This window comes from Streptomyces sp. NBC_00568, from assembly GCF_026341855.1.
Classification (GTDB): domain Bacteria; phylum Actinomycetota; class Actinomycetes; order Streptomycetales; family Streptomycetaceae; genus Streptomyces.
Genome location: NZ_JAPENW010000001.1, coordinates 850925 through 877245, shown reverse-complemented (window position 1 = coordinate 877245; position 26321 = coordinate 850925). Strand labels below are relative to the sequence as shown.

Sequence of the window (26321 nt, the reverse complement as noted above, 5' to 3'; positions counted from 1 at the left end):
GTCAACGGTTCGCGATAACGTGGGTGGCGTCCGATGGGGAGAGGGGACGGGCAATGACCGCATTCTCGCTCGATCCGGGGCAGACCGCCTGGTGTGCCGAGCTGCGCACCCTGGCCGCGGACCAGCTGCGCCCACTGGCGGACAAGGGCGAGGCGGGGCACGTCAACCGCCCGCTGGTCGCCGAACTCGGCCGACTCGGCCTGCTCTCCCGCCTGTTCACCTCCGGCGCCCTGGATCTCTGCCTGATGCGCGAGTCCCTGGCCCAGGTCTGCACCGAGGCCGAGACGGCACTGGCCCTCCAGGGGCTCGGCGCCCATCCGGTCCACGCGTACGGCAGCGCGGTCCAGCGCGAGCACTGGCTGCCCCGGGTCGCCGACGGCACCGCCGTGGCGGCCTTCGCGCTGAGCGAGCCCGGCGCCGGCTCGGACGCGGCCGCGCTGGCGCTCCGGGCGGACGAGGACGGCACCGGCGGGTGGCGGCTCACCGGCGAGAAGTGCTGGATCTCCAACGCCCCCGAGGCCGACCTCTACACCGTCTTCGCGCGCACCGCGCCCGACGCCGGAGCCCGCGGCGTCACCGCCTTCCTCGTCCCCGCCGACCGCCCCGGCCTCACCGGCACCCCGCTCGACATGCTCTCCCCGCACCCCATCGGCGCCCTCGCCTTCGACGCCGTACCCGTCACCGCGGACGACGTCCTCGGCGAACCCGACCACGGGTTCCGGGTCGCCATGCACACCCTCAACCTCTTCCGGCCGAGCGTGGGCGCCTTCGCCGTCGGCATGGCGCAGGCCGCGCTGGACGCGACCCTCGCCCACACGACGCGACGCGTCGCGTTCGGCGGTCCGCTGAAGGACCTGCAGACCGTGGCCCACCAGGTCGCCGAGATGGCGCTGCGCACCGAGGCGGCCCGCCTGATGGTGTACGCGGCCGCGGCGGCGTACGACGAGGGGGCCGCGGACGTGCCGCGGCGGGCGGCGATGGCGAAGCTGCTCGCGACCGAGACGGCCCAGTACGTCGTCGACGCGGCCGTCCAGCTGCACGGCGCCCGCGCATTGCGCCGCGGCCATCTCCTCGAACACCTCTACCGCGAGGTGCGCGCGCCGCGCATCTACGAGGGGGCCAGCGAGGTCCAACGGGCGGTCATCGCGAAGGAGTTGTACCGGATGGCCGAGCAGCGGACACAGGGAGCGGGGTCCGTATGACCGCCGAACGCGTCAACCCGCCCGAGCTCTCCCCGCCGACCGGCTTCTCCCACGCGGTCGTCGCCACCGGCTCCCGTGTCGTCTTCCTGGCCGGACAGACCGCGCTCGACGTGGACGGGAAGGTGGTGGGGGAGACCCTGCCCCTGCAGTTCGAGCGGGCGCTGGTCAATCTGCTGACCGCGCTGCGCGCGGCGGGTGGCGCTCCCGCCGACCTCGCCCGGGTCACGGTCTACGCCACGGACGTCGCCGACTACCGGGTCCACGCTCCCGAACTCGGGCGCATCTGGCGCCGGTTGGCGGGCCGCGACTACCCCGCGATGGCCGTCATCGGCGCCGCCCGCCTGTGGGACGAGCGGGCGCTGGTCGAACTCGACGGCTTCGCCGTGCTGGCGTAGGCGCGCGGGAAGCGGGGATCAGGCCGCGACGGCCAGCTGCTCGGCGAACACCCGGTGCGGAGCGATCACGCTGCCGTCGGGGAGCAGTTCGCCGCTGTCGTCGAAGACGATCGCCCCGTTGCACAGGAGGTTCCAGCCCTGCTCGGGGTGGGCCGAGACGATGTGCGGGGCTGCGGTGTCCGCGGACGGGTTCGAAGACTGGTGTGAACACATGGCGCACCTCCACGTCGGATGCGAAGAGTGTCGGCGGCGTTGTCGTCGCCCTCGCATGAATAGACCATGCGCTCGCGGCGAACTCATCGGAACAGCCGGTCGTGAAGCGTGACAACACGAGGACAACTCTCGGACGTCCCCAAGACGGACGGTGCCAACTCGCCACCAAAGGGGTGATGATCACCGACCTCGGGGCCTCGGACCGGTACCTGTTGAGCGCCCTTTCCAGGCCCCGCTCCAGGAGGTATCCCATGCTCGTCCGCCAGGCCATCGGCGCGGCCGCAGGTGCCGCGTTGCTCCTGCTTCTCGCCCCGTCCGCCGTCGCCCGTACCGCCTCCCTCGACGAGGTGACCGTCGACCCCACCGGCACGGTCGCCGCCGACGGCACCATCACCCTCTCCGGCACCTACCGCTGCACGGGTGCCGCGGGACCCGTGTTCGTGGCCTCCTCGGTGTCCCAGGGGGACCCCCGGGTCCGCCATGCCATCGGCGGCTCCTCGGCGGTCTGCGACGGCGCGGAGCACCGCTGGACCAACGCGGAGAAGCGCGCGCCGGGCACCCTCACCCCGGGCGCGGCCCAGGTCGAGGCCACGGTCATGGAACTGAGCGGCAGCGGCCTCCCGCTCCCCACGTTCCACGCGAGCACGGAGCGGGGGATCATCATCGCGCAGGGCTGAGCGGGTACGTCTCCCACTGCCGAGCACGTACGACGCAGGGGTGGAGCCCGTACGACACCGGGGCCGCCCCTGACACACGAATGCCGCCGCACCCATGCCCGAGTCGCGGTCCAGCAGGCCGGGAGGGGTGCGACGGCACTCCGGTGAGGGTTGAACGGCAACTCGAGCTTCCAGGACAACTTGTCGCTGGACCCCTGCCGAGGCAGCCTGGTCGCGGATAGGCCGTACCGGTAGTCCTGGATTTGACTTGGTGCCTGAGAATCGAGGTATCGCGGGCTGGAAGCCTGAGAAGATCAGGCGGTGTGAGTTCGTCGTGCGGGGCTGCAGCCACTCAGCCGGAGTGTGTCGCCCTTCAAAGAAATCGGCGCTTTGGTCACCACGGAGGGTGTGGCGCACGTGTCAGGAATCGCGGGGAGCTTGCGGTCGGAACTTATCGACCTGTCAGACGTCCGCTTGGACGAACTCGGCCAGGTGAGAGGTTTGGCGGACGCAATCGGAGCGTTGCAGAGCCGACTGGCGTACACCGCGGCCCCTCTGTGCGAGGGGAGCATCGCGCCCGCGTGCGATGGTGCGTCGCGGGTCTCGACGAGTGCGACCGCAAACATTGATCACATCTGAGCCCTACCGGGTCGACACACGGACACTCGTCGGTGTCGCGGTCGGAGACGTCGGTGAGGCCGATCTGGCGTTGCTGGAATCGGCTCAGCGTAGTCGGCTGCTCTTGGCGCTCTCCGCGATTGTTCGGATGGCCAAGCCCCCTGAGGGGGTGCTGCCGAAGCGGGGGGTCCTTCCGACGCGCCCCGACGTGGTGTGGGCGTTGTTGAGTTCCGCCCAACGCGTCGATCCTGAGGCCGTCGAGGCCGTGCTTCGGGATCCGGCTGTCGGATCCTGGGCGTTCCAGTTGTTGCGCGGATCGACCCCTGAGGCCGTGGCTTCGCCCGTGGACCCGCCACACTGGGCGCGGGCCACACTCCTTGGGTCTCTTGCCGCAGCCGCGGCGATCCGTGCAGGCGTGCCCTGCTCCCTTCGTGTCCCGGCCCGGGGCGGGCGATTGTGGCTTCCCTCGCTGGGAATCACCGGGAGCGTGGGGCACGGGCCGTGGGCGGTCGTCGGTGTGGAGTCCGGCCCGAACGGAACCCTGGTCTTCGGCGACAGAGGGTCGGTGCGGATGCCTGCGGATCTGTCCGCTGCTACCGAGGGCTGGTCGCCACTGCCGGAGCTGGGTCTCGCCGGTCTGGGAGGGCGGCGAGCCGCGGTACTGGACCATCTGTCCCCGTACCGGGATTTCCGGGCTCTGCGTGACCCCTCTGATCTGCCGCCTATGGTCGTGCCGCGCTGGCGCTTCCTGCTGGCGGAAGCGGACGAACTACTGCGGCAGACGGACCCGGTGGCTCACCGCGTGGTCGCGAGGTCGGTACGTTCGGTCGTTCCCGTCGAGGGAGTGGGCGCCCTACGGGTCGTCAGCGCATCTGTTCCCAATGCCTTCGGCGCCGTCACGATGTCGCTGCCCGATGACGCCCTGTCTCTGGCTGCCACCCTTGTTCATGAGGTCCAGCATCAGTTGCTGACGGCGGTCGGCGATCTTGTGCCGCTGCTGGCACCGACGGAGCAAAGCCCTGAACCGAGATACTTCGCCCCGTGGCGTTCCGATGCCCGACCGTTGCGCGGCCTTCTTTTCGGTGCCCATGCCTTCGCAGCAGTCGCGTCCTTCTGGCGCGGCTGCCGCCGGAGCAAAGGGGAACGGGCGGACTTCGAGTTCGCCGTGCACCGATGGCAGGTGCGTACGGCGCTGGCCGCATTGTGCAACGCGAGTGGCCTGACCGAAGCCGGAGGCATCGTCGTTCAATCGCTGGCCGAGCTGGCGCGCGGCTGGTCGGCGGAACCGGTGGATGGACAGGCGGGGGAGCTTGCGGAGCTGTGCTGCCGGGATCAGTCGGCCTCCTGGCGAGCAGCACACCTGGTGGTGGACGGCGGTCGGGCCGACGACCTCGCGCAGCGCTGGCTCGCCGGCCGCCCTGCACCGAGCAACCTTCCTCCCTCGCGGATGGCCGCCCCACGGACCGCTCCCCGCGCAGATGCCAGGACCTGGCTGGCCAGGCTGTGGATCACCGATCAGCACGCCTTCAAGCAGGTGTGGGCTGAACTCGACGCCGGCGGCGTCCATCCCCTGGGCATCGTGGGAGCCACTGCCGCGGACGCAGCACTGATCGCGGGGGATACCAGGGGTGCCTTGGTCTCCTACCGTGAAGGGGCCCCCGCCCTGACCGCCTGGATCGGCATGGGCCTGGCCGGAGGGACCCGGGTGGCGCTCCTGGTGGAGCGCCCAGAACTTGTCCTGGCCCTGCATACTGCCCTGGGCAGACGAGGTGCGCAGTCACCGGGGCCGGAGGCGCTCGCCGAATGGCTCGGCTCCGGCCCCACCTCTACTACCTAGCGGTCAGACTCCCAGCAAGTCGATGTCCACATTGGCCCGTCGGAAGTGCTCGGCATCGACGGCGGCCGGGTGTTCCGGGCCGTGCACCGCACGGATGGCTGCAAGCGCGCGCTCGTGCAGTTCTTGCGCCTCCGCGCCTCGGCCCAGCCCTTTCAGGTCGTGGGACAAGTTGAGCATGATCGCCAGAGTGGCCGGATGCCGCTCGCCCCGCACCCTGGAGCTGACCTCGAGCAACGTGGCGTCCATGTCGTGAGCGTGCTCGAAGTGACCCTGGGCCCACAGGTCACTGGCGAGCCCCGTGCGTGACACGAGCGTTCGAGGGTGGTCCGTGCTGAGGACGCTGCTCAGGCCGTTCACCGCCGCCTGGTCCAACTCCCGGGCCTCGGCGACACCGCCCAGCAGGCGGAGAGTGACCGCCAGATTGTTGGCCGTGGCGTAGGTGTGCGGGTGCTCTGGGCCGAGCAGGATCGAACACCTCTCCTTGGTTGCCCGGCCCAGTTCCGCCGCCTGGTCGAGGTCGCCCGTCTGACGCAGGTCGGTCGCGTGGTTCTGCGAAGCGCGGACCGTTTCCAGAGAGTTCTCTCCGTACTGCCCGCGAAGAACGGACAACACGGCGGACGACAGCTCTCGCGCGTGCTCATGATCACCCAACTTTCGGAGGGTGACGGATAGTTCTCGGGTCGCCCGGATGGTGAGGTCGTGTTCGGGGCCGAGCGTCGACAGTGCCAGGTCCCTGAGCGTGGAGAGCAGTTGCCTCGCTTCCTCACCACGACCGAGTTCCTGGAGGTCCAGCCCCATCTGGTATCGGCTGCTCAGAGTGCGGGTGTGGTAGTCCCCGAGGACCTCGACGCGGCGTTCATAGGTGTCCGCGTCGATCCGGAGCGCTTCTTCGAAATCTCCCGCCAGCCGCAGGCTGACTGTGTAGTTGTGGGCAGCCTGCAAGGTTCCGGGATCGTAAGCGCCGCACTCCAGCAGAGTCGTCTGGTACGCCTGTTGGTCCAACTCCCGTGCACCGTAGAAGTCACCGCGCAGGCGCAGGAGGATGGCCATCACGCTCAGGGCGCGTTGGGTGTTCTCGTGGCGCTCACCGAGCACGCGCCGGCATCGGTCCACCAACTCCGACTGCAGCTCATAGGCGGCGTCGTACTGATTGTGCCAGCGCAGAGCCAGGGCGCGGACCTGGTCGGCGGCGATCACGTGCTCGTGGTCGTCCCCCAACACGCGCCGCCAGATGGCGCCCGCCTCCTCGGCCACCTCCAGCGCTTCGCCGTAGTCACTGCGTTCAAGCAGGAAGTCAGCCTCGTTCAAAACCAGTTGGCGGGCCCAGCCATCCTCGCACTCGACCATCCTGGTGGCCCGGACATGAGGCAGGAGAGCCGAATAGCGCGGCCACTCGTCCGGCAGGCCAGGATTCCTGGGGTCGGCGTTGGCGAGAATTTCATGGGCACAGTGGCGCATTTCGGCCCGTTCCACCGTGTTCATCTGCTCGATGAGGACCCGCTGTACCAAGCGGTGGACCTGAATGGTCGAGTTCCGGTGGTCGATCCGGGCCAAGGCGTAGCGTCCGATCTCCCGGATGGCCTGTGACAGTTTGATCGGGTCGTCCAGAGCCGCACGGAGGTCGGGGGGTGCGCTCACGCCGCGCACCGCCTCGAAGAATCCTCTGGCAATGGGCTCGGGTGCGAAGAAGGCGCAGATCTGCAGCAGTTGAAGAGCGGCCGGATGGTCCTCGCGCAGGCGATCCAGGGACACATTCCATGCCGCCGCCACGGGAAGGTCGTAGTCGGCAGGAGGGGCAACCTCCAGAAGTTCTGCGCACTTCGTTTCGAAGAGCTCAAGGTACTGCTGGGCAGGCATTCCCGTCTCGGCCAGCCATACGGCAGCCTGTTCCACGGCCAGGGGAAGGTCCCCGAGAGCGTCGGCCAGTCGATCCGCAGCCTCGTCGAGAATTTGCGGGCTTCGCCGCTTGATCAGCTCGACGCTTTCCGTACGGGTGAACACATCTACCTCTAGCGAACTTGCAAGTGTCGACCATTGAGAGTTTCGGGATGTCACCAATACCCGGCCCGGGCCATTGCGGGGAAAGAACTGCCGAACCTCGTGCGGGTTCTCGGCGTTGTCGAAGACCAGGAGCCAGTTCGAGTATGGACGGCCGCGGCGCAGCGCCTCCAGAACCGTCGGCACGGCGCTTCGGTTCGCGCCCGCCTGCAGGTGCAGATACTCTCCGAGCTCAATGAGGGACTGTACGACAAGGTTGGTCTGTTCAGCAGGAATCCACCAGACCAGGTCGTATTCCTTGCCGTAGCGGTAGACGTACTCGATGGCGATCTGTGACTTGCCCACGCCGCCCATGCCGTGCAAGGCCTCGGGGAGGACGGCTGTGGTAACGCCTCTCTCCAGTCGCCGGCGTAGTTTGGCGAGGAGCTCTTCGCGGCCCGTGAAGTTCCGGTTCCGCAGCGGTAGATTGCCGCCGAACTGAGGCTGAGTTGACAGTATCTGCCGCGAACTTTCCTTCTCGGCACTGGGCATGAATTCTCCCCGAACAGGTAGAGAACGTGATTCCGGATCTGCGGATTCGCTGTCGGGTCCCGATACAGGTGGTCCAGTGGACACTTCTGCCTCATTGCTATCCGACTGCGCTTCCGGCTGTCCGGAACTCTCGCGGCGACTTAAGAGACTGTCAAGTCGGAGTGCCCGCTCAAGGTAGGGACCTGACAGGGCGCTCAGCGCTGCTTGCAATGGTCGAACGAATGGCCGGGTCAGGTGGGTTACCGGCGGATCGATATAGTCCGCCCGACAGGACAAGAGGGTGTCCCCTTGAGCCGTGGATGTATCCAGTCGAGAGCCCAGAACATCCGAGACTTGACGCAGAACGCCCAGCGTCTCGAAGCGGGTGGCGAGAGCGAGCAGCTCTTCTCTGACTCCTTCTGCGAAGTCGAAGGTTACCTGCTCGATGTCCTGCACGTCCGTATCCGGCTTGATACGGTGCAGCAGACCGAACAACATGATTTCAGCGAGATTCCAGTTCTCTGCCTCCGGCATGGAATGCTGAAGCAGTCGCATGACCGGAAGATTCAGGGGCGCGGCTGCCAGGCGGCAGGCAAGTTGAAAGGCTGTGGGCGATGCCTTTGCCATGAAGCTCAGCACTGCTTCCCGAGCCGCACTCTGTCGAGTGCCCGAGCTCCACGTCGCGCGGGAGCCGTCAAGGTCCGTCTCTGAGTCGGATTCGACAGAGTGGAGTGAGGTGTGGCTCCCCAGATCGCCCCGCCTGCTGGTCAGCAGGACTGCCGAGTTGTGTCGACCACCGGGGGATCCGACCAGGCGTGCCCATCGACCCAACGATGCCGGCGTCAATTCCAGCAGGGGTACCGGTACCGCCTGCCCGGACCGTGAGGGCGCAAGCCCGCCCGGTCTGGATGAGGAAGCGGCCGAACGCACCATTCTGCAGGTCCTGTTGGCGGCGGCGGCCTGAGGGACTGCCAGCTGGACACGGAACGCGCTGGGAAGGGTGAACTCCCAGAGCTCCTGTGGCAGCAGGCTGAGAACGGCGGTGGGGGAGACTCTCGCCTTCCCGTGGAGGAATGCGGCGGCCTCGCCGTCGCGCCACGCACTGGCCACTCCGTCGGTGACGATCAGTACCAGACTGTCCGATCCGGACTGAAGATGCTCCGGGCGATTGACGGAGTCTCCATGGAGACGGGCATCACGCCCGGCATCCGCCATGTCGACCCGGGTGGTCCGGATCGCGCGAAAGACGGCAGTGTTCTCCAACAGCTCCTGGAACACGGGCACGATGTCCTGCCACAGGGCCATGGACGGATTGGCGTCCACGATCAGCCACAAGTCGAGGCGGCGCTCCTCAACAGGACGGCGGACCGGCAGCCACAGCCCGTCAGAGGCGGCACGCTCCGCAGTGGATTCCTCGTCCAGTTCCCATTCATGGGGAGATGGGCGACGTAACCTCAGCGGCTTGAGCGCCCGTGCCAGACCGAGAGCGCCCGGCAGTTGCGGCGAGGCAGGCCAACTGCCACTCCCTGTCCTCGAGTCGTGGGGGGTGCGTGACTCCCGTGTTCGGACGGTGAAGTCAGAGCGACCGGTGTTGTCCGGGTGGGGCTCGGCGGGCTGCTCGGGCGCGACCCGGTCGTCACTGACTCCGGTGTCAGGGCTGCGCTGAGGGTCTGACGTACTGCGGGGGTCGCTCGTGCTCGGGGCCGGCGAGACGGAGTCCACATACGCCGTGAGGTACAGGGCGTCCAGGATTTCCGGCCCGGACGGGAAAGAACGCCGTTCATCCGCGGCGCTGGTCATCCCGGCTTCGTCCCCGACCTTGATCTGTCGAGACGATGCCACACCGCTTCGACGAGTTCGTACAGCGAGCCGTCCTGGCCGCCGACCCCGCCCGATGTGGCCAGATAGAGAGAGTTGAGCAGTTGGTCTCGGGACAGGCCGCCGCGTTCCCGGCTGCGTTCGAGGAACCTGGCGATGAGGTCACCGCCCCACTGCCTGGCAGTCTCCTCGCCGAAGTGCGCCGCCAGCATGTCGGCGAGGTCGTCCTGGCTGGGGTCGGGCATCTCGAGAAGCAGGCAACGTCGCAGGAAGGCCGGCGGGAATTCCCGTTCGCTGTTCGAGGTCATCACGACCAATGGGAAGGCATTGCAGGTGACCGTCCCTCCACGGATCTCGGCCTCGCCCTCCGGATCGTTCGTCAGGACACGCACCACCGGGTGCCTTCGCCGGGCGCGCAACAACTCAGGAATCGTGAAAGAACCCTCTTCGAAGATGCTGAGCAGATCGTTGGCGAGGTCGAGGTCGCTCTTGTCGAGTTCGTCGATGAGGAGAACTCGCGGTTCTGCGTAGGGCAACAGTGCCGTGCCCAGCGGCCCGAGTTGAAGGTACTCGCCGATCCCGAGAGCCGTCGGGTCCTCACCCTCGGATGGCCCCTGCCCGAGGGCTGCCCTGGCCGCCGCGGTGTCCTGCACCCGGCCGATCGCATCGTAGTCGTACAGGCCCCGTTGCAGCGTGGTGCGGCTGGTGATGTGCCAGCGCAGGACGCGCCCGAGACACAACTCGCGGCTGACGCGGTAGGCGAGACTTGATTTTCCTGTGCCTGGCCGCCCACTGACCAGCAGCGGTCGGCGCAGCAGCAGAGCGGCGTTCACCATCTCCGCTTCGCGGCGGGCGAACTCGGAAACGGTCCTGGTCGGCAGATGTGAGCCCAGCCTGCGTAACGTCTCCACGTCGTCGTGGGGCGGGGACGGAAGTACCGGGCCACCGCTGAACGTCCGCCAGGGAGGAGGCGGGGGAAGCAATTCGGTCAGGGAGAAGTCGGCCCGCGGCAGCCGTGTCCCTCGGTAGATCCACCAACGAGGGTGCTGATTGTCTCCCGGTAAGGCCGAACCGTCGTCAGGATGCGTCATGACTCTTCTCCTCCCAACCGTCCCTGATCGATGCGGAAGAGTCCGTCATTGCGACGGGTAGTCGATACGGGTCGTCCCAGAGCAGGGCTACATGGCGGCCGACCATGGGGTCTTCAGAATCGCGGTCCCTGGACGTGATGCGCAAGGATTTCACCAGAGTTGGCAGTCGCCGGGGATCGCTGCTCTCCAGGACGGCACGTAACGCGGCTCGGAAGTCGGGGTCTCCGCCTCCTCGTCTGTCCCACAACACGACGGGGACGCCCGCTCTCAACGCCTCGCCCAGCTCGTCGGGGGAGTGAGGGGGCGAATCCCCCGACGGAGACGTGTCGCCCGGAGCGGAACTGAGCACCGCCACCGCCGGAGGGGGATCCGAGAGCAGATGGGCCAGACTGTCGTAGGCGAACCAATGAGCGCTTCCCGCCCGCCTCTGTGCGAAGGCGTCCCACCTTCTTCCCCAACGACCGTGCAGGTCGCGCCGGTCAAGCCGCTCCAAGCTGCGGATGACGACCGGATGGTCCTCGCCCAGCACCGCGCCGACTCCGTGGAACGACGACTTCTCCCAGTTCTCCACGGGCAGATGAAGAAGGTCCCAGGGAAGCACGAACTCGATGGCGAGCTCGCCCTTGAGGAAGTAGGCCCAGTCGCTTTCCGCCTTGTGAATCAGCGCTCGCACTTCCTGCTCCAGGTCTGTTGGTGCGATGCGCCGGTCCTCGCCGCGGACCTGCCCGCCGGGGTGCACCCGTCGCCAGTGGGAGAGGATCGTCGTTCCTTCGCCATCGCCGTCGAGTAACGGCCTCAGACGAATGATGAGGTAGTCCGACGGGCTCCATACGTCCGCCCTGGCCGCGGCTTCCTGCTCGTCGGCTTTGGGCTCGACGTCATCGGGCAGCGAGGAATGCGGGTCGTGGTCATCGACCCAGTCGGTGATGGCGAATTGGCGGTCCCCTTCGGCCGCGAGGGCCAGGCGACGGAGGAGCTGGAAGCACGGCAGGGGCTCACCGCTGCGGGCGTTGAGCGTCGCGGCGTGAAGAAAGACCGCCCAGGGCTCGGTGCAATGCGCGGGTGAGGTGAACCTTCCGTGCTCTCGAAGGAAGTCGGCGTACTGCCGACTGAGGTCGGGCACGCGTAACCCGTCCAGCAGCCGGAAGAGCTCCTCCCACTCCTCGTAGGCGAACAGGTCGACTTCCCAGGCCGCGAGGGCGATCTTGAGATTCAGGACGGCGACGGTGCTTCCCTCCCACACTTCCAGTGTCTGCACCATCGGTGTGAGTCCGCCGGGTGCACCGCACAACCCTTCCATGAGCCGGACCAACTGGGCGCGCTGCGTGCTGCCGCTCGCGCTGCTGGGGGCTGCCGGCGCCGGGTCGAACTTGCTCACCAGCCGACGCAAGGCCGCTGGATCATCCAGGCAGGTCAGTTGTTGTACTGCGTCGACGAGATACCTAGGCAGTTCCCGGCGGGCACTGTCTGCTAGAGACCTCGGATCGATCATGCACCGCCCCTTGAACCGACTTCGCCGACACAGCAGATGCGGTCAAGAATTCCCACCGCCAGGGCAACTGACACCGATTCACCCCCGAGCTGCAGTGTCGCGCCGCGCAGTGCGCAGCAGCCGTCCCGGTGGTCCGTGCACGCCTGGACGACGGCGAGGAGCTGTTGGCGCGGCCAGGGATTGTCGCGGATGTTGTGGCGGATGGCCGGGGGGAGGGACTCCCGGAGCAGGCGGCCTGAGTCGTGGGCTATCTGGGGCACGTCCAGGAGGGCGTCTGCGAGTTCGTACAACTCGTCGACGGAGGGAGGGGTGTGAGGTCGGGGCCGCGGGCGACGGACGGCGGCCGTGAGAGGCGGCCAGATCCGTACAGCGGATTCGGTAGGAAGCATCCAGGCGACCCTGGCGGCGCGGTCGGTGTAGGCGGCGGTGACAAGTCCGATGACACGGGCGCTGACCGGATCCCAGACGGCCGCGCCACTGAAACCGTGGGTCACCGTGCCACCGGTGGCGCGAAGGCCGTCGAGTTGTACCCAGTCGGGGCAGGGGCCGCCGGTCCCGGCCAGGCGAGCTGTGGCGATCAGGCCGGCTGGTGCGCCCTGTGGGTAGCCGATGACCGCGACCCGCCGGTCATCCGGGGGACCGCACGCCGCGAGCGGCAGGGGTCCGCACCCACCGGGGAGGCGAGGGTGACCCGCGTCCAGGGCGAGCACGGCGAAGTCGGCATGGTCTGCGGTGGCGGTGCCCGCCTCCGTATGGGCGAGCGGCGGAACAGGTGACCAGGCGTCGGGCACCGGGGATGCATGAGCGAACCAGTCACGTCCCGGCAGATCCACCACGAGTGACCCGCTCGAAGGGTTGCCCATCGCGTCCATGACGACGTGTGCACACGTGAGGACGTGAGCTCCCATTTCGCCGAGTGTCACCAGAACGCCGGCTCCCCACAGGGCGCCGTCCTTGGACAGCACCCGCATCTGACCTCGCTCCGGCCCCACAGTGTTCGTCTCCCCCGAGCCACCGCAACTGAGTTCACCAGCTGTGCCAAGTGTACGAGTGGAAGGGGGAATTGAGCTCACGTTGCTGCGCTACGCCACACCACGGCGACCTTCAGGTGTCCTTCCCCTTCCGTATGGGCGATGACAGCGCCTGCCTTGGCGTTGAAGCGAACGCCGAACTCAAGGGTGATTTCTTCTGGCGGCCGAGGCAGCGTGATCAGCCTGTCGAGTGCGGTCTGGGCCACCGAGCGGATCCGGTCGAACCCTGCTTCCAGTGAGCCGGTTGCCTGTGCGATGGCGTCCCCGGCTCGTGAGACCGAGACGATTCCTGGCTCGTCCTCGGCGATTTCGACCACTGCCTCGCCGCCGTCTGCTGTGCGAAAACTGATCAACTGCATGACTGGCCCCCCCGTGAGGTGGTCCTCGATACCGAAGGACATGACAAATCAGTATTACCGATATGTGCTTTTGGGGATCGTGTTCGCGAAGATTCGCCTGCTACGGCCAGGCTGTTGCATTACAGATGGCAGGGTCGTCGGTGTTCGACGCCAGATCAAGAGGATGTCGGGGAGGCTTCGAGCTGCCCGAGGGGCGCACGGTCCGCGACGTAATCGAAGCCCTAGAGGCCCGCTGACGTTCGCGCTCGTCATCAGGGTCGGGCATCCGGGCCGAATGCCTGCCTGACTTCGTGGCCCGGCCACTCGTTTCCGCATTCACAGTGCGCACGTAGGCGCGCTTTCTGCTCGGCCGTGTCCGGAGAGGCTTACGGATTCGACCTGATCCGGGGGTTCGAGTGGACACGAGGGCCCGACACCGTCGAATCTCCCGTCCCGGACGTGTGCCGCCGCACCACCTCCCGACCCGTACTCACCCGGGTCGGGAGGCGAATGCGGCGACGTTCGTGTGAAGGTCGCTCAGATGTCCCGGAAGATCTCGATCTGTGCGCCGATCGAGTTCAGTCGCTCGGCGAGGTCCTCGTAGCCGCGGTTGATGACGTAGACGTTCCGCAGCACCGAGGTGCCGTCGGCCGCCATCATCGCGAGCAGGACGACCACGGCGGGGCGCAGCGCGGGCGGGCACATCATCTCGGCGGCGCGCCAGCGGGTCGGGCCCTCGACGAGGACGCGGTGCGGGTCGAGGAGCTGGAGCCGGCCGCCGAGGCGGTTGAGGTCCGTCAGGTAGATCGCCCGGTTGTCGTAGACCCAGTCGTGGATCAGCGTCTTGCCCTGCGCGGAGGCCGCGATGGCCGCGAAGAACGGGACGTTGTCGATGTTCAGGCCGGGGAACGGCATCGGGTGGATCTTGTCGATGGGCGCCTCCAGCTTGGAGGGCCGTACGGTCAGGTCGATCAGGCGCGTGCGGCCGTTGTCCGCGAAGTACTCCGGCGTACGGTCGTGGTCGAGGCCCATCTCCTCCAGGACCGCGAGCTCGATCTCCAGGAACTCGATCGGCACCCGGCACACCGTCAGCTCGGACTCGGTGACCACGGCGGCGGCGAGCAGGCTCATCGCCTCGACCGGGTCCTCGGAGGGCGAGTAGTCCACGTCGACGTCGATGTTCGGCACGCCGTGCACGGTGAGCGTCGTGGTACCGATGCCCTCCACTCGTACGCCCAGGGCCTCCAGGAAGAAGCACAGGTCCTGGACCATGTAGTTGGAGGACGCGTTGCGGATGACCGTGACGCCGTCGTGGCGGGCGGCGGCGAGCAGCGCGTTCTCGGTGACCGTGTCCCCGCGCTCGGTCAGCACGATCGGCCGTCCGGGCGTGACGGACCGGTCGACCTGGGCGTGGTAGAGCCCCTCGGTCGCGGCGATGTCGAGGCCGAACCGGCGCAGCGCGATCATGTGCGGCTCGATGGTCCGGGTGCCCAGGTCGCAACCGCCCGCGTAGGGCAGCTTGAAGGCGTCCAGGCGGTGCAGCAGCGGGCCGAGGAACATGATGATGGACCGCGTGCGAATGGCGGCCTCGGCGTCGATGGCCTCCATGTCCAGCTCGCTCGGCGGCACGATCTCGAGGTCGACCCCGTCGTTGATCCACCGGGTGCGGACACCGATCGACCCGAGTACCTCCAGCAGGCGGTACACCTCTTCGATGCGGGCCACCCGGCGCAGCACCGTCCGCCCCTTGTTCAGGAGCGTGGCGCACAGCAGCGCGACACAGGCGTTCTTACTGGTCTTGACGTCGATCGAGCCGGACAGACGACGTCCGCCGACGACGCGCAGATGCATCGGACCCGCATAGCCGAGCGAGACGATCTCACTGTCCAGCGCCTCACCGATTCGGGCGATCATCTCAAGGCTGATGTTTTGGTTGCCGCGCTCGATGCGATTGACGGCGCTCTGACTGGTGCCGAGCGCCTCGGCAAGCTGCGACTGTGTCCAGCCCCGGTGTTGCCGGGCGTCACGGATGAGCTTGCCGATACGTACGAGGTAGTCGTCTGCCATGGCGCGACCGTATATCGGATGTGAGATAAAAAGAAATGGAGCGCGGCCTTCCGGGTGGTCGGGTCCAGCAGGGCCCGGCCGACGGGGAGTTCGGGCCTCGCGCCCCGGCGCGGCGGCGACGGTCGCGGCGGTTCCGGGGGTGCCGCGGTCGACGTCGCCGCCGATGAGTGCCGTGAAGCGGCGCTTCCGTGACGGTTCGTCGGCGCTGGGGCTATTTGTCGCTATTGGGTCACTTTGCCTTACGGGTCGTCTTGCGCCAGCCGAACGGCCCCGGCAGGTCCATCGAGGTCGTCCTGCGTCCGGTGCTGCTGTGCGTGCGCTTCGGCCCGTTCTTTCCGCCCGAGGTGATGGACCATGACTTGCGGTTGATGTTGAGTCGCAGTCCCGGAAGGATGCGGAAGCTCTTGCGGAAGGTGAGCGGCATGAGTGCCCCCTCGTGTCGTGTCCGCCGAGGCGTTCCCGGCGGACACCGGGTACCCCGAAAGGGCCCCGATGTGCCTGTCTTCGCCTTCGGGGCGTCAATTTCCTCCCGGGGGAGCCTGGTTGGCCCCCACTCCGGCGTGCCGGATTCCGTCCTTGGTGCGCCCGGAGTCCGGGCTGCTGGAGGGCCTCGCTGCGCGGCGCGCATTTTCAGGAGGGAGGAGAGGGAGGGGGAGGAGCGGAGGGATGGAGGGGGGCTCGCTCGGGGGTCCCGCCTTCGGGAGGGGTCTCGCTCGCTCGGCCGTCGTGGGGCGCGGTGGTGCCCGGCCGTCCGTCGTGGGGAGCGGGGGCGCCCTGTCGTCCGTCGTGGGTAGTGGCGGACTCGCCCGGTCGGCCGTCGTAAGGGAGAGGGGGCTCGCCCGGGTCGGCCGTCGTTGGAGCGGGAGACTCGTCCAGGTGGGCCAGGTGGGCCAGGTGTGGCGTCGTCGGGGCGGGGGCCCGCCCGGGCCGACCGCCGTGGTCGGGTGGCGCTGCTTCTCGGCGCGTGGCGTCTGTGCCGGAAGGGGCGCTCGCCCCGGATGGCCCGACCGGGTGATGCCGGGTGATGCCGGGCGATGCGGGCCCTTCTCCTCGTGAGCGGACAAGTGACTCCGGCCGGACATGAGGGCGCCCGGACATGACCTGCCCGCCCCCATGCATTAGAGTTATCTCGACATCGAGATATCTGCCGAGGCGTACCGCAGTCGCACTGCGTCGGCCGTCCGGCGGTAAGGGCTACCTAACTTAGCCTTACCTTAGCGGATCGGCCATGACGTCGTGGCGGCAGGATGCGGTGGGAACGCGCACATCAATGAAGGAGACTGTCGTGTCGGCGAACAGCTTCGACGCCCGCAGCACGCTGCAGGTGGGCGACGAGTCGTACGAGATCTTCCGGCTGGACAAGGTGGAAGGCTCGGCTCGCCTTCCGTACAGCCTGAAGGTGCTGCTGGAGAACCTGCTCCGGACCGAGGACGGCGCGAACATCACCGCCGACCACATCCGGTCCATCGGTAACTGGGACTCCCAGGCCCAGCCCAGCCAGGAGATCCAGTTCACGCCCGCCCGCGTGATCATGCAGGACTTCACCGGCGTGCCCTGCGTCGTCGACCTCGCCACCATGCGCGAGGCCGTCAAGGAGCTCGGCGGCGACCCGGCGAAGGTCAACCCGCTCTCCCCGGCCGAGCTGGTCATCGACCACTCCGTCATCGCCGACAAGTTCGGCACGAAGGAAGCCTTCGGCCAGAACGTCGAGCTGGAGTACGGCCGCAACAAGGAGCGCTACCAGTTCCTGCGCTGGGGCCAGACCGCGTTCGACGACTTCAAGGTCGTCCCGCCGGGCACCGGCATCGTCCACCAGGTCAACATCGAGCACCTGGCCCGCACGGTCATGGTCCGCAAGGGCCAGGCCTACCCCGACACCCTCGTCGGTACGGACTCGCACACCACGATGGTCAACGGCCTGGGCGTCCTCGGCTGGGGCGTCGGCGGCATCGAGGCCGAGGCCGCGATGCTCGGCCAGCCGGTCTCCATGCTCATCCCGCGTGTCGTCGGCTTCAAGCTGACCGGTGAGCTCACCCCGGGCACGACCGCCACCGACCTCGTGCTGACCATCACCGAGATGCTGCGCAAGCACGGTGTCGTCGGCAAGTTCGTCGAGTTCTACGGCCAGGGTGTGGCCGCCACGTCGCTGGCCAACCGCGCCACCATCGGCAACATGTCGCCGGAGTTCGGCTCCACCGCCGCGATCTTCCCGATCGACGGCGAGACCATCAAGTACCTCAAGCTGACCGGCCGCTCCGAGCAGCAGCTCGCGCTCGTCGAGGCGTACGCCAAGGAGCAGGGCCTCTGGCTCGACCCGGCCGCCGAGCCCGACTTCTCCGAGAAGCTGGAGCTCGACCTCTCGACGGTCGTCCCCTCGATCGCCGGCCCGAAGCGCCCGCAGGACCGCATCGTCCTCGCGAACGCCTCCGAGCAGTTCAAGAGCGACGTGCGCAACTACGTCGCCGACGACGACGAGGCGGGCAAGGAGTCCTTCCCGGCCTCCGACTCCCCGGCCTCCGCCAACGGCGTGCCGACCAACCCGGTCACGGTCACGGCCCCCGACGGCTCGACCTACGAGATCGACCACGGTGCGGTGACGGTCGCGGCCATCACCTCCTGCACCAACACGTCGAACCCGTACGTCATGGTCGCCGCCGCGCTCGTCGCGAAGAAGGCCGTGGAGAAGGGCCTGACCCGCAAGCCGTGGGTCAAGACCACCCTCGCCCCGGGCTCCAAGGTCGTCACCGACTACTTCGACAAGGCGGGGCTCACCCCCTACCTCGACAAGGTCGGCTTCAACCTGGTCGGTTACGGCTGCACCACCTGCATCGGCAACTCCGGCCCGCTGCCGGACGAGGTCTCCAAGGCCGTCAACGACCACGACCTCGCCGTCACCTCGGTGCTCTCCGGCAACCGGAACTTCGAGGGCCGTATCAACCCCGACGTCAAGATGAACTACCTGGCCTCCCCGCCGCTGGTGGTCGCCTACGCCCTCGCGGGCTCCATGAAGGTGGACATCACCCGCGACGCGCTCGGCACCGACACCGAGGGCAAGCCGGTCTACCTGACGGACATCTGGCCCTCCGAGGCCGAGGTCAACGACGTCGTGGCGAACGCCATCGGCGAGGACATGTTCAACAAGTCCTACCAGGACGTCTTCGCGGGCGACGCCCAGTGGCAGGCGCTGCCGATCCCCGAGGGCAACACCTTCGAGTGGGACCCGCAGTCGACGTACGTCCGGAAGCCCCCTTACTTCGAGGGCATGACGATGGAGACCACCCCGGTCTCGGACATCGCCGGCGCGCGCGTCCTCGCCAAGCTCGGCGACTCGGTCACCACCGACCACATCTCCCCGGCCGGTGCGATCAAGGCCGACACCCCCGGAGGCAAGTACCTCACGGAGCACGGTGTCGAGCGTCGTGACTTCAACAGCTACGGCTCGCGCCGCGGCAACCACGAGGTCATGATCCGCGGTACGTTCGCCAACATCCGTCTGCGCAACCAGATCGCGCCGGGCACCGAGGGCGGCTACACCCGCGACTTCACGAAGGAAGGCGCCCCCGTCTCCTTCATCTACGACGCCTCGCGCAACTACATCGAGCAGGGCATCCCGCTCGTCATCCTGGCGGGCAAGGAGTACGGCTCCGGCTCGTCCCGCGACTGGGCCGCCAAGGGCACCGCGCTCCTCGGCGTCAAGGCCGTCATCGCCGAGTCGTACGAGCGCATCCACCGCTCGAACCTCATCGGCATGGGCGTCCTGCCGCTCCAGTTCCCGGAGGGCGCCACGGCCGAGTCCCTCGGCCTGACCGGCGAGGAGACCTTCTCCTTCACCGGCGTCGAGGAGCTCAACAACGGCACCACCCCGCGCACGGTGAAGGTCACCACCGACACCGGCGTCGAGTTCGACGCGGTCGTCCGCATCGACACCCCCGGCGAGGCGGACTACTACCGCAACGGCGGCATCATGCAGTACGTGCTGCGCAACCTGATCCGCAACTAAGCGGTCCGGTAACGCAGTTGTAGGGCAGCTCCAAGAGGTTGTTGGGGCAGCTCCAAGGCAGTTGAGGGCCGCATCCCCGGTGACGGGGGTGCGGCCCTTCGCCGTCCGCCCCCGAAGTCGGTTTCAGGACATCGGCGGTGCTCAGGTGGAACACAGGATTCCCCCAGCGGGCCGGGACACGATTGCCCCATGACTGGCGCTTCTGGGGTCCTTGTCGGCCGTGTCCGGGTCCGTGTGCTGACGGTGGACGACGGGCCGGTGCTCATGGAACCGTTGTCCACCGCCGTGACGGAGGCGGGCGGCCTGCCCTGCCCGGTGGCCGACGGGCGGAGCGCCCTGCCCGCGACGCGGCCCGGCAAGGGGCGGGCACCGATGGCGCCCACAGCGAGGGGCTTCGGGGACGCCACCAGGCCGCCGGAGGGCGGGAGATGAGCACCCTGCCCGGCGCGCGCCGCCCACCGTGGACGCGACCGTGCGGGCGATCCCGCTTCACCCGGTCCCCGCGGACGCGCTCTCCGCGTACACCGATCCCGCCCTCGCCGATCCGGCGAACGCGGTCCCTGGGAGTCCGCCTCCTCGCCCTCGTCTGCCTGGCACTCGGCGCGGTGTGCGTGACCATGGCGTTCACCACGGTCCTCGCGCAACGCGCCTGTCTGCTCGGCGACCTGGACCAGCGGGTCGCCGACGCCGCCGAGCGTGGCCAGGGCGGCGTCTCCATCGGGCGGGGCGTAGGGGCGGACCTCGCCTTCCTCGACGAGCAGGGGCAGCCCATCGGCACGATCGCCGCCCGCCTCGACGACGACGGGGCCGTCATCGCCGCCAAGGTGGTGAGCGGGTCCGGCGGGCTGCGCGACCTCGGCGCCGCCCAGCGCTCGGCCCTCGCCGGCATCGAGGCGGACGGCTCACTGCACACCCGGACGGTTCCCGGGCTCGGCACCTACCGCGTCACCGCGCTCGACGGCGGCGGACGGCCCGTGCTCACCGGGCTCCCGATGGACGACGTACAGGACATGATCCGTGGTCTGATCGTGGTCGAGGGCGTGGTCGCGGCCGCCGGACTCACCGTGGCGGGATGCCTCTGCGCGGTCGTCATCCGGCGTCAGCTGCGCCCGCTCGGACGGGTCGCCGCCACCGCCGCCGAGGTCTCCCGCTCGCCCCTGGGGCACGGCGGCGTCACCGGCCTGACCCGGGTACCCGAACGGGACGCCGACCCCGGCAGCGAGGCCGGCCAGGTCGGCGCCGCGCTCAACCGCATGATCGACCACGTCGAGAGCTCCCTCGCGGAACGGCGCCGCGGCGAGGAGGAGACGCGCCGCGGCGAGGAACGCATGCGGCGCTTCCTCGCCGACGCGAGCCATGAACTCCGTACGCCGCTGGCGTCCATCGCCGGATACGCGGAGCTGATGAACCGGGGCACCGGGCCGGTCGAACCGGCCCTGGCCTGGCGGCGGGTGTCCGCCGAGTCGGCACGGATGACGAGCCTTGTCGAGGGGCTGCTGCTGCTCGCCCGGCTGGACGAGGGACGGCCGTTGCCGTCGGCGGAGGTGGACCTGGCGGCGCTGGTCGCCGAGGCGGTGTGGGACGCGCGGGCCGCGGGGGAGGACCACACCTGGCGGCTCGCCCTGCTCGTGGACTCCCCGGCCCTGGTCGTCGGCGACGAGGCCCGGCTCCGTCAGGTGGTGGCCGGCCTGCTGGCCAACGCCCGTGCGCACACACCGGCCGGCACGACGGTCGTCACCACGGTGGAGGTCACCGGCGCGTCCCGCACGATCCGGGTCCGCGACGACGGCCCCGGCATCCCGCCCTCCCTGCTGCCCAGGGTCTTCGAACGCTTCACCCGGGCCGACCCCTCCCGCTCCCGCGTCTCTCCCGGACACGGCGGTTCGGGTCTCGGTCTGGCCATCGCCGCGGCGATCACGACGGCCCACCACGGCCGGATCCACGCCGAGAGCGTCCCGGGCCGTACGGAGTTCACCGTCGAGCTCCCGGCCGCGGAGCCCGCGCCCCCGGCCGGTCCGGCCGCAGGGGAGCGCACACCGGCGCCCCGGGCCGGAGGGGAAGCGGCCGTCTTCCCCCGGAGGTGAGCGCGAGCCGGTCAAGGCCGTCCGGGGAATCAGGGCCTGTCCGGGGAACCGGGGCGCGACCCACGGGTGTGCGGGATGCGCCAGGCGTTTACAGGGGTTCCCGCGCGCGCTAATTTCCGAGTGAGGTGGGAGCGCTCCCATCGGCGGACCGGAACCTGCCCCGGGGGTCGCTCCCACCTCACCCCGATCCCGCACGGGTCCACGAAGGAGCAGATTGTCATGTACCTAGCAAGAATGCGACGACCGTTCTCCCGATTACGGCTTCCCGGCCGCCACCCGTCCACCTTCCTCGTCCTCCTCGCCCTGCTGGCCGCGCTTCCGGCTCTCGCCCTGATCGTCATGGCCGGCGGGCGGGCGGAGGCGCACGGCACGCCCATGAAGCCCGGCAGCCGCACGTTCCTGTGCTGGCAGGACGGGCTGACCGACACCGGCGAGATCAAACCCGTGAACCCCGCCTGCAAGGCGGCGCAACAGGTCAGCGGGACCACACCGTTCTACAACTGGTTCTCGGTGCTGCGCTCGGACGGCGCGGGGCGCACCCGCGGCTTCGTCCCGGACGGTCAGCTGTGCAGCGGCGGCAACCCCAACTTCACGGGCTTCGATCTGCCGCGCTCCGACTGGCCGTTGACCCATCTCGCCTCGGGCGCGACCGTCGACTTCGCGTACAACGCCTGGGCCGCGCACCCCGGTTGGTTCTACGTCTATATCACCAAGGACGGCTTCGACCCGACCCGCGCGCTCACCTGGGACGCCATGGAGGACCAGCCGTTCCTCACCGTCGACCACCCGGCGCTCAACGGAACCCCGGGCACGGTCGAGGCCAACTACTCCTGGAGCGGCAGGCTGCCGGCGGGCAAGACCGGCCGCCACATCGTCTACGTGGTCTGGCAGCGCTCGGACAGCGCGGAGACCTTCTACTCCTGCTCCGACGTCGTCTTCGACGGCGGCAACGGCGAGGTCACCGGAATCCACGACCCCGGCAACCCGACCGAACCCCCGCCCGGCGCGTGCTCCGCGACCCGGCGCACCACCAACAGCTGGTCCGGCGGCTACCAGGCCGAGGTGACCGTCACCAACACCGGCGACGTCCCGATGCTCGGCTGGATGGTCGACTGGACGCTGCCGGGCGGTCAGTCGGTCGCCAGCCTGTGGAACGGCAACGCGACCTACGGCGGCCAGGACGTGATGGTGCACAACGCCGACTGGAACGGCTCGCTGAGTCCGGGCGGCAGTACGACGTTCGGATACGTCGTCTCGGGCTCGGGCGACGATCCGTCAACAGCACTGCCCTGTCGGGTCGGTTGAACAGCGACGCTCGGGGCGGACCGGGTGGGTGGGTTCGGACCCGCCCGGTCCGCGAGCCCGGACGGGTCGGGGGAGGCCCTGCCCGGGATGGTGCGGCTTGTGGCGACCGTGGTGTGCGACAACGTTGTCGAACGGTCTGCACACGACTCTATCGCCTCAACGGACAACGATGTCAAGCCAGTTGACGGCCGACCCGGCGCGGGCCGCGCCATGAGGTGCGTGCCGGGCGCGCCTTCGGTGGCGCCATTGGGGTGTGCACCGGGCGCGTCCCGGCGGCGCAGGCGGTCTTCCGTGGTACCCGTGGCGCACGTTACTGTCCCTGCGGCTTGTGCGACCTGTGGTGCGCGACCCGTCCGAAGGAGGAGGGGCCGCGTCATGCGTTTCCGTCCGTCATCCGTCCTGCTGGCCGTCGCCCTGACGGTCGCCGGCGCCACTCCGGTGCTCGCCGCACCCCCGTCAGGTCCACCGGAACTCGTCCAGGACCCCACCGCGTACGTCGACCCGCTCATCGGCACCAAGAACGGCGGCAATGTCTTCCCGGGCGCCGTCACGCCCTTCGGCATGCTCTCCTGGAGCCCGGAGAACACCCGCGGGGACGCCACCCGCACGGCCGCGCCCGGCGGCTACCAGTACGACGCCACGCGCATCCGGGGCTTCAGCCTCACCCACATGTCCGGAACGGGATGCGCGGGCGGCAGCGGCGACATCCCGTTCTTCCCGTACGCGGGCGAGGTCACCTCCTCCCCGGCGAGCGACACCAAGGACGCCGTCTACGCGGCCGGCTTCGCGCACGCCGACGAGCAGGCCGAGCCCGGCCACTACAAGGTCGGACTCGCCTCCGGAGTGACCGCCGACCTCACCGCGACCGCGCGCACCGGCTCGGGCCGCTTCACCTTCCCGGCCGACAAGCCCGCCTCGCTGCTGATCCGCACGGCCAACTCCGAGGTCGGCTCGACCGACTCCACGGTGCGGATCGACCCCGGGACACGCACGGTCTCCGGCTCGGTCACCTCCGGGAACTTCTGCGGCTACCTCGACCCCGAGGGCCGACGCTCCTACTACACCCTCTACTTCACCGCCCGCTTCGACCGTGACTTCAAGACCACCGGCACCTGGCAGGACGACCGGCTGAGCCCGGGGGCCACCGAGGCGAGCGGCGGCACCGGAGGCTTCGAACAGGGCGGCCGACCCGTCGCGGGCAAGGGGGCGGGCGGCTATGTGGAGTTCGAGCCCGGCACCGACCCGGTGAACGTCAAGGTCGGTATCTCGTACGTCAGTCAGGCCGGCGCCACCGCCAACCTCGCGGCCGAGAACCCGCCGTCCCGCTCCTTCGCCTCGGTGCGGCGCGCCGCCCACCGGGCCTGGCGCGAGAGGCTCGGCGCGATCGGCGTCGGCGGCGGCACCGACACCGAGCGCACCACCTTCTACACCGCGCTCTACCACGCCCTCCTGCACCCGAACGTCATCAGCGACGCCGACCGCAGATACCGGGGCCCCGACGACCAGGTGCACACCGTGAGCCGCGGCCACGAGGCGCAGTACGGCACCTTCTCCGGGTGGGACGTCTACCGCTCCCAGGTCCAGCTGCTGACCCTGCTCAACCCGGACACCGGCTCCGACATCGCGCAGTCGCTGCTCGAACTCGCCCGGCAGAACGGGGGAGTCTGGGACCGCTGGCTGCACGGCGCGAGCGGCACCCACGTCATGAACGGCGACCCGTCACCGGCCGCCCTCGCCGGCATCCGCGCCTTCGGCGGCACGGACTTCGACCTGCGCGGCGCGCTCGCCTCCCTGGTGAAGGCGGCCACCGTGCCGACCGAGGGGGACCTCTCCTCGGCGGGCAAGCCCGTCCTCTCGGTCGGCCAGCGGCCCTCGCTCGACAAGTACCTCGAACACCATTACATGCCGTCCGTGTCCAACGCCTGGGGCGGCGCCGCCGAGACCCTGGAGATGTCCGGCGCGGACTTCGCGATCTCCCAACTGGCCTCGGCCGCAGGGGAGAAGAAGACGGCCGCCGACTTCGCCGAACGCTCCCAGTGGTGGCAGAACACCTTCAACATCGCGGCCGACCCCGGCGGCGGCTACATCGCCAACCGCAAGGCCGACGGGAGCTGGGTCACCGGCTTCACCCCGGCGACCGGCAACGGCTTCGTGGAGGGCACGGCGGCCCAGTACACCTGGATGGTGCAGCACGACCCGGCGGGCCTGTTCGCCGCCATGGGCGGGCGCGCCAAGGCCCTCGACCGCCTCGACACCTTCTTCCACAACGCCGACGGCAGCTGGGCGTTCACCGGCAGCGGCGGCGACAAGTCCGAGCTGGACAACGAGCCGTCGGTCAACGTGCCCTACCTGTACGACTACGCGGGCGCGCCCTACAAGGCGCAGGAGACCGTCCGTGCGGCGATGGGCAAGCTGTGGTCGACGGAGCCGGGCGGCATCCCCGGCAACGACGACCTCGGCGAGATGTCGTCCTGGTACGTCTTCTCCGCGCTCGGCATGTACCCCCAGGTGCCCTCCCGTGGCGAACTCACCCTGTCCTCGCCGCTGTTCCCGAGAATCGAGATCGAGCGTCCGGGCGGCGACGACATCGAGATCCGGGCCCGGGGCGCGGCCGCGGACGCCCCGTACGTCCAGTCGCTGCGCGTCGACGGCCGTACGAGCGAACGGCCGTGGCTCCCGGCCTCCTTCGTCCGCGACGGCGGCACGCTCGACTACACGCTGTCCGGCACGCCCGACAAGAGCTGGGGCAGCGCCGAGACGGCCGCGCCGCCGTCCTTCCGCAAGGGTGAGCAGCCGTACCAGATCGGTGTGGGCCCGACCGCGGCGACGCTCGCGCCCGGCGGGAGCACCGCGCTCGACATCCGCGCCCTCGCTCTCGGGGGTGGCGCCGGGCCCGAGGTCCGCTTCCACGTGGACGTGCCCGACGGCGTGACGGCGACGCCCGCCGAGGGCACGGTGACCGACGGCGCCCAGCGGATCACCCTGACCGCCGCCGACGACGCCGAGCAGGGGTTCTACGACGTCAAGGTCAGGGTGACCTCGGCCGACACGTCGTACGCCCAGCCGGTGGCCCTGACGGTCGCGGCCCCGGGGTCCCTCCTGGCGGCCTACAACAACACCGGTGTCTCCGACGACAGCGGTGACCACGACGAGGCCGACTACGACGGCGGCGGCTGGAGCTACTCCCGTCAGGCCCTCGCCGCCGTGGGCCTGACCCCGGGCACCCAGGGCACGGTGGACGGTCTCACCTACACCTGGCCGAACTCGCCGTCCGGCCGCCCCGACAACGCCTCGGCGACCGCGCAGACCATCGAACTGGCCGACCCCGTGAGCCGGTTGTCCTTCATCGGCAGCGCCGTGAACGGCAACCAGCAGACCAGGGCGACCGTCACGTACACCGACGGCGGCACCGACTCCGTCGATCTGTCCTTCACCGACTGGACCGTCGGCGGCGGGGGCGGCACCGTCCAGTACGGCAACAAGACCATCGCCAAGGCGGCCTACCGCAATGTCGCCGGTGCCGACAAGGACCCGGTGGCCACCTACGTCTTCGCCACCCAGCCCTTCCAGGCACCGGCGGGGAAGACCGTCAAGAGCGTCAAACTCCCGGACAACGCGGACCTGCACGTCTTCACCCTCGCGGTGAGCCGGTGAGCCGGTGAGCTG

17 protein-coding genes are annotated in these 26321 nt (G+C 69.1%); 9 read left to right on the top strand and 8 right to left on the bottom strand.

Translation table 11 applies throughout. The features are described from left to right. Positions 1–53 precede the first annotated feature (53 nt). Complete coding sequence (locus OOK38_RS03705) at positions 54–1202, top strand: acyl-CoA dehydrogenase family protein (RefSeq protein WP_266763507.1); 1149 nt, start codon at positions 54–56, stop codon at positions 1200–1202. Beyond that, positions 1199–1597: a RidA family protein gene (locus OOK38_RS03700; RefSeq protein WP_266763508.1), complete on the top strand. Its 399-nt coding sequence runs from the start codon at positions 1199–1201 to the stop codon at positions 1595–1597. Before OOK38_RS03705 ends, OOK38_RS03700 begins: the two co-directional genes overlap by 4 nt. Positions 1598–1615: 18 nt before the next feature. On the opposite strand, the gene OOK38_RS03695 is transcribed toward OOK38_RS03700, so the two are convergent. After that, entirely contained in the window at positions 1616–1810 is a 195-nt protein-coding gene (locus tag OOK38_RS03695) for a DUF5999 family protein (RefSeq protein ID WP_266763509.1), read from the bottom strand. 251 nt (positions 1811–2061) lie between these two features. On the opposite strand from OOK38_RS03695, the gene OOK38_RS03690 reads away from it, so the two are divergent. Both OOK38_RS03690 and OOK38_RS03685 read left to right on the top strand, forming a co-directional pair. Continuing rightward, positions 2062–2487, top strand: coding sequence for a DUF6299 family protein (locus OOK38_RS03690; RefSeq protein WP_266763510.1), 426 nt, complete (start codon positions 2062–2064; stop codon positions 2485–2487). A 1321-nt stretch (positions 2488–3808) separates the two neighbouring features. Further along, positions 3809–4921, top strand: a complete 1113-nt coding sequence (locus OOK38_RS03685; RefSeq protein ID WP_266763511.1) for an HEXXH motif-containing putative peptide modification protein — start codon at positions 3809–3811, stop codon at positions 4919–4921. A 3-nt stretch (positions 4922–4924) separates the two neighbouring features. Here OOK38_RS03685 and fxsT read toward each other — a convergent pair whose 3' ends face one another. The 7 genes from fxsT to OOK38_RS03650 form a co-directional block, all read right to left on the bottom strand. Further along, positions 4925–9229: an FxSxx-COOH system tetratricopeptide repeat protein gene (fxsT, locus tag OOK38_RS03680; RefSeq protein ID WP_266763512.1), complete on the bottom strand. Its 4305-nt coding sequence runs from the start codon at positions 9227–9229 to the stop codon at positions 4925–4927. Further along, a complete protein-coding gene (locus OOK38_RS03675; RefSeq protein ID WP_266763513.1) occupies positions 9226–10338 on the bottom strand; it encodes an AAA family ATPase in 1113 nt (370 codons plus the stop codon). Before OOK38_RS03675 ends, fxsT begins: the two co-directional genes overlap by 4 nt. Then, positions 10325–11830 carry a hypothetical protein gene (locus tag OOK38_RS03670; RefSeq protein ID WP_266763514.1) on the bottom strand — a complete coding sequence of 502 codons (1506 nt, stop codon included), beginning with the start codon at positions 11828–11830 and terminating at the stop codon, positions 10325–10327. The genes OOK38_RS03675 and OOK38_RS03670 overlap by 14 nt, the downstream gene beginning before the upstream one ends. Beyond that, on the bottom strand, positions 11827–12801 hold the full coding sequence (locus OOK38_RS03665; RefSeq protein ID WP_266763515.1) for a trypsin-like peptidase domain-containing protein: 975 nt from the start codon (positions 12799–12801) through the stop codon (positions 11827–11829). The genes OOK38_RS03670 and OOK38_RS03665 overlap by 4 nt, the downstream gene beginning before the upstream one ends. Positions 12802–12899: 98 nt before the next feature. Then, on the bottom strand, positions 12900–13262 hold the full coding sequence (locus OOK38_RS03660; protein ID WP_266848094.1) for a CU044_2847 family protein: 363 nt from the start codon (positions 13260–13262) through the stop codon (positions 12900–12902). Between the two features lie 474 nt (positions 13263–13736). Then, positions 13737–15266 carry a UDP-N-acetylglucosamine 1-carboxyvinyltransferase gene (locus tag OOK38_RS03655; protein WP_266763517.1) on the bottom strand — a complete coding sequence of 510 codons (1530 nt, stop codon included), beginning with the start codon at positions 15264–15266 and terminating at the stop codon, positions 13737–13739. Between the two features lie 229 nt (positions 15267–15495). Then, the gene (locus tag OOK38_RS03650) at positions 15496–15690 is read right to left on the bottom strand and encodes a DUF4236 domain-containing protein (protein WP_266763518.1); all 195 of its coding nucleotides are present in this window, start codon (positions 15688–15690) and stop codon (positions 15496–15498) included. Positions 15691–16551: 861 nt separating this feature from the next. Here OOK38_RS03650 and acnA point away from each other — a divergent pair. The 5 genes from acnA (at position 16552) to OOK38_RS03625 (ending at position 26309) form a co-directional block, all read left to right on the top strand. Next, on the top strand, positions 16552–19266 hold the full coding sequence (gene acnA / locus OOK38_RS03645) for an aconitate hydratase AcnA (protein WP_323178779.1): 2715 nt from the start codon (positions 16552–16554) through the stop codon (positions 19264–19266). Between the two features lie 189 nt (positions 19267–19455). Continuing rightward, positions 19456–19698 carry a hypothetical protein gene (locus tag OOK38_RS03640; RefSeq protein WP_266763520.1) on the top strand — a complete coding sequence of 81 codons (243 nt, stop codon included), beginning with the start codon at positions 19456–19458 and terminating at the stop codon, positions 19696–19698. Between the two features lie 185 nt (positions 19699–19883). Continuing rightward, positions 19884–21350 (top strand): HAMP domain-containing sensor histidine kinase, encoded by a 1467-nt coding sequence (locus tag OOK38_RS03635; RefSeq protein ID WP_266763521.1) that lies wholly within the window; start codon positions 19884–19886, stop codon positions 21348–21350. A gap of 234 nt (positions 21351–21584) precedes the next feature. Beyond that, positions 21585–22655 carry a lytic polysaccharide monooxygenase gene (locus OOK38_RS03630; protein ID WP_266763522.1) on the top strand — a complete coding sequence of 357 codons (1071 nt, stop codon included), beginning with the start codon at positions 21585–21587 and terminating at the stop codon, positions 22653–22655. Positions 22656–23030: 375 nt separating this feature from the next. Continuing rightward, positions 23031–26309: a GH92 family glycosyl hydrolase gene (locus OOK38_RS03625; RefSeq protein ID WP_266763523.1), complete on the top strand. Its 3279-nt coding sequence runs from the start codon at positions 23031–23033 to the stop codon at positions 26307–26309. Positions 26310–26321: the final 12 nt, after the last annotated feature.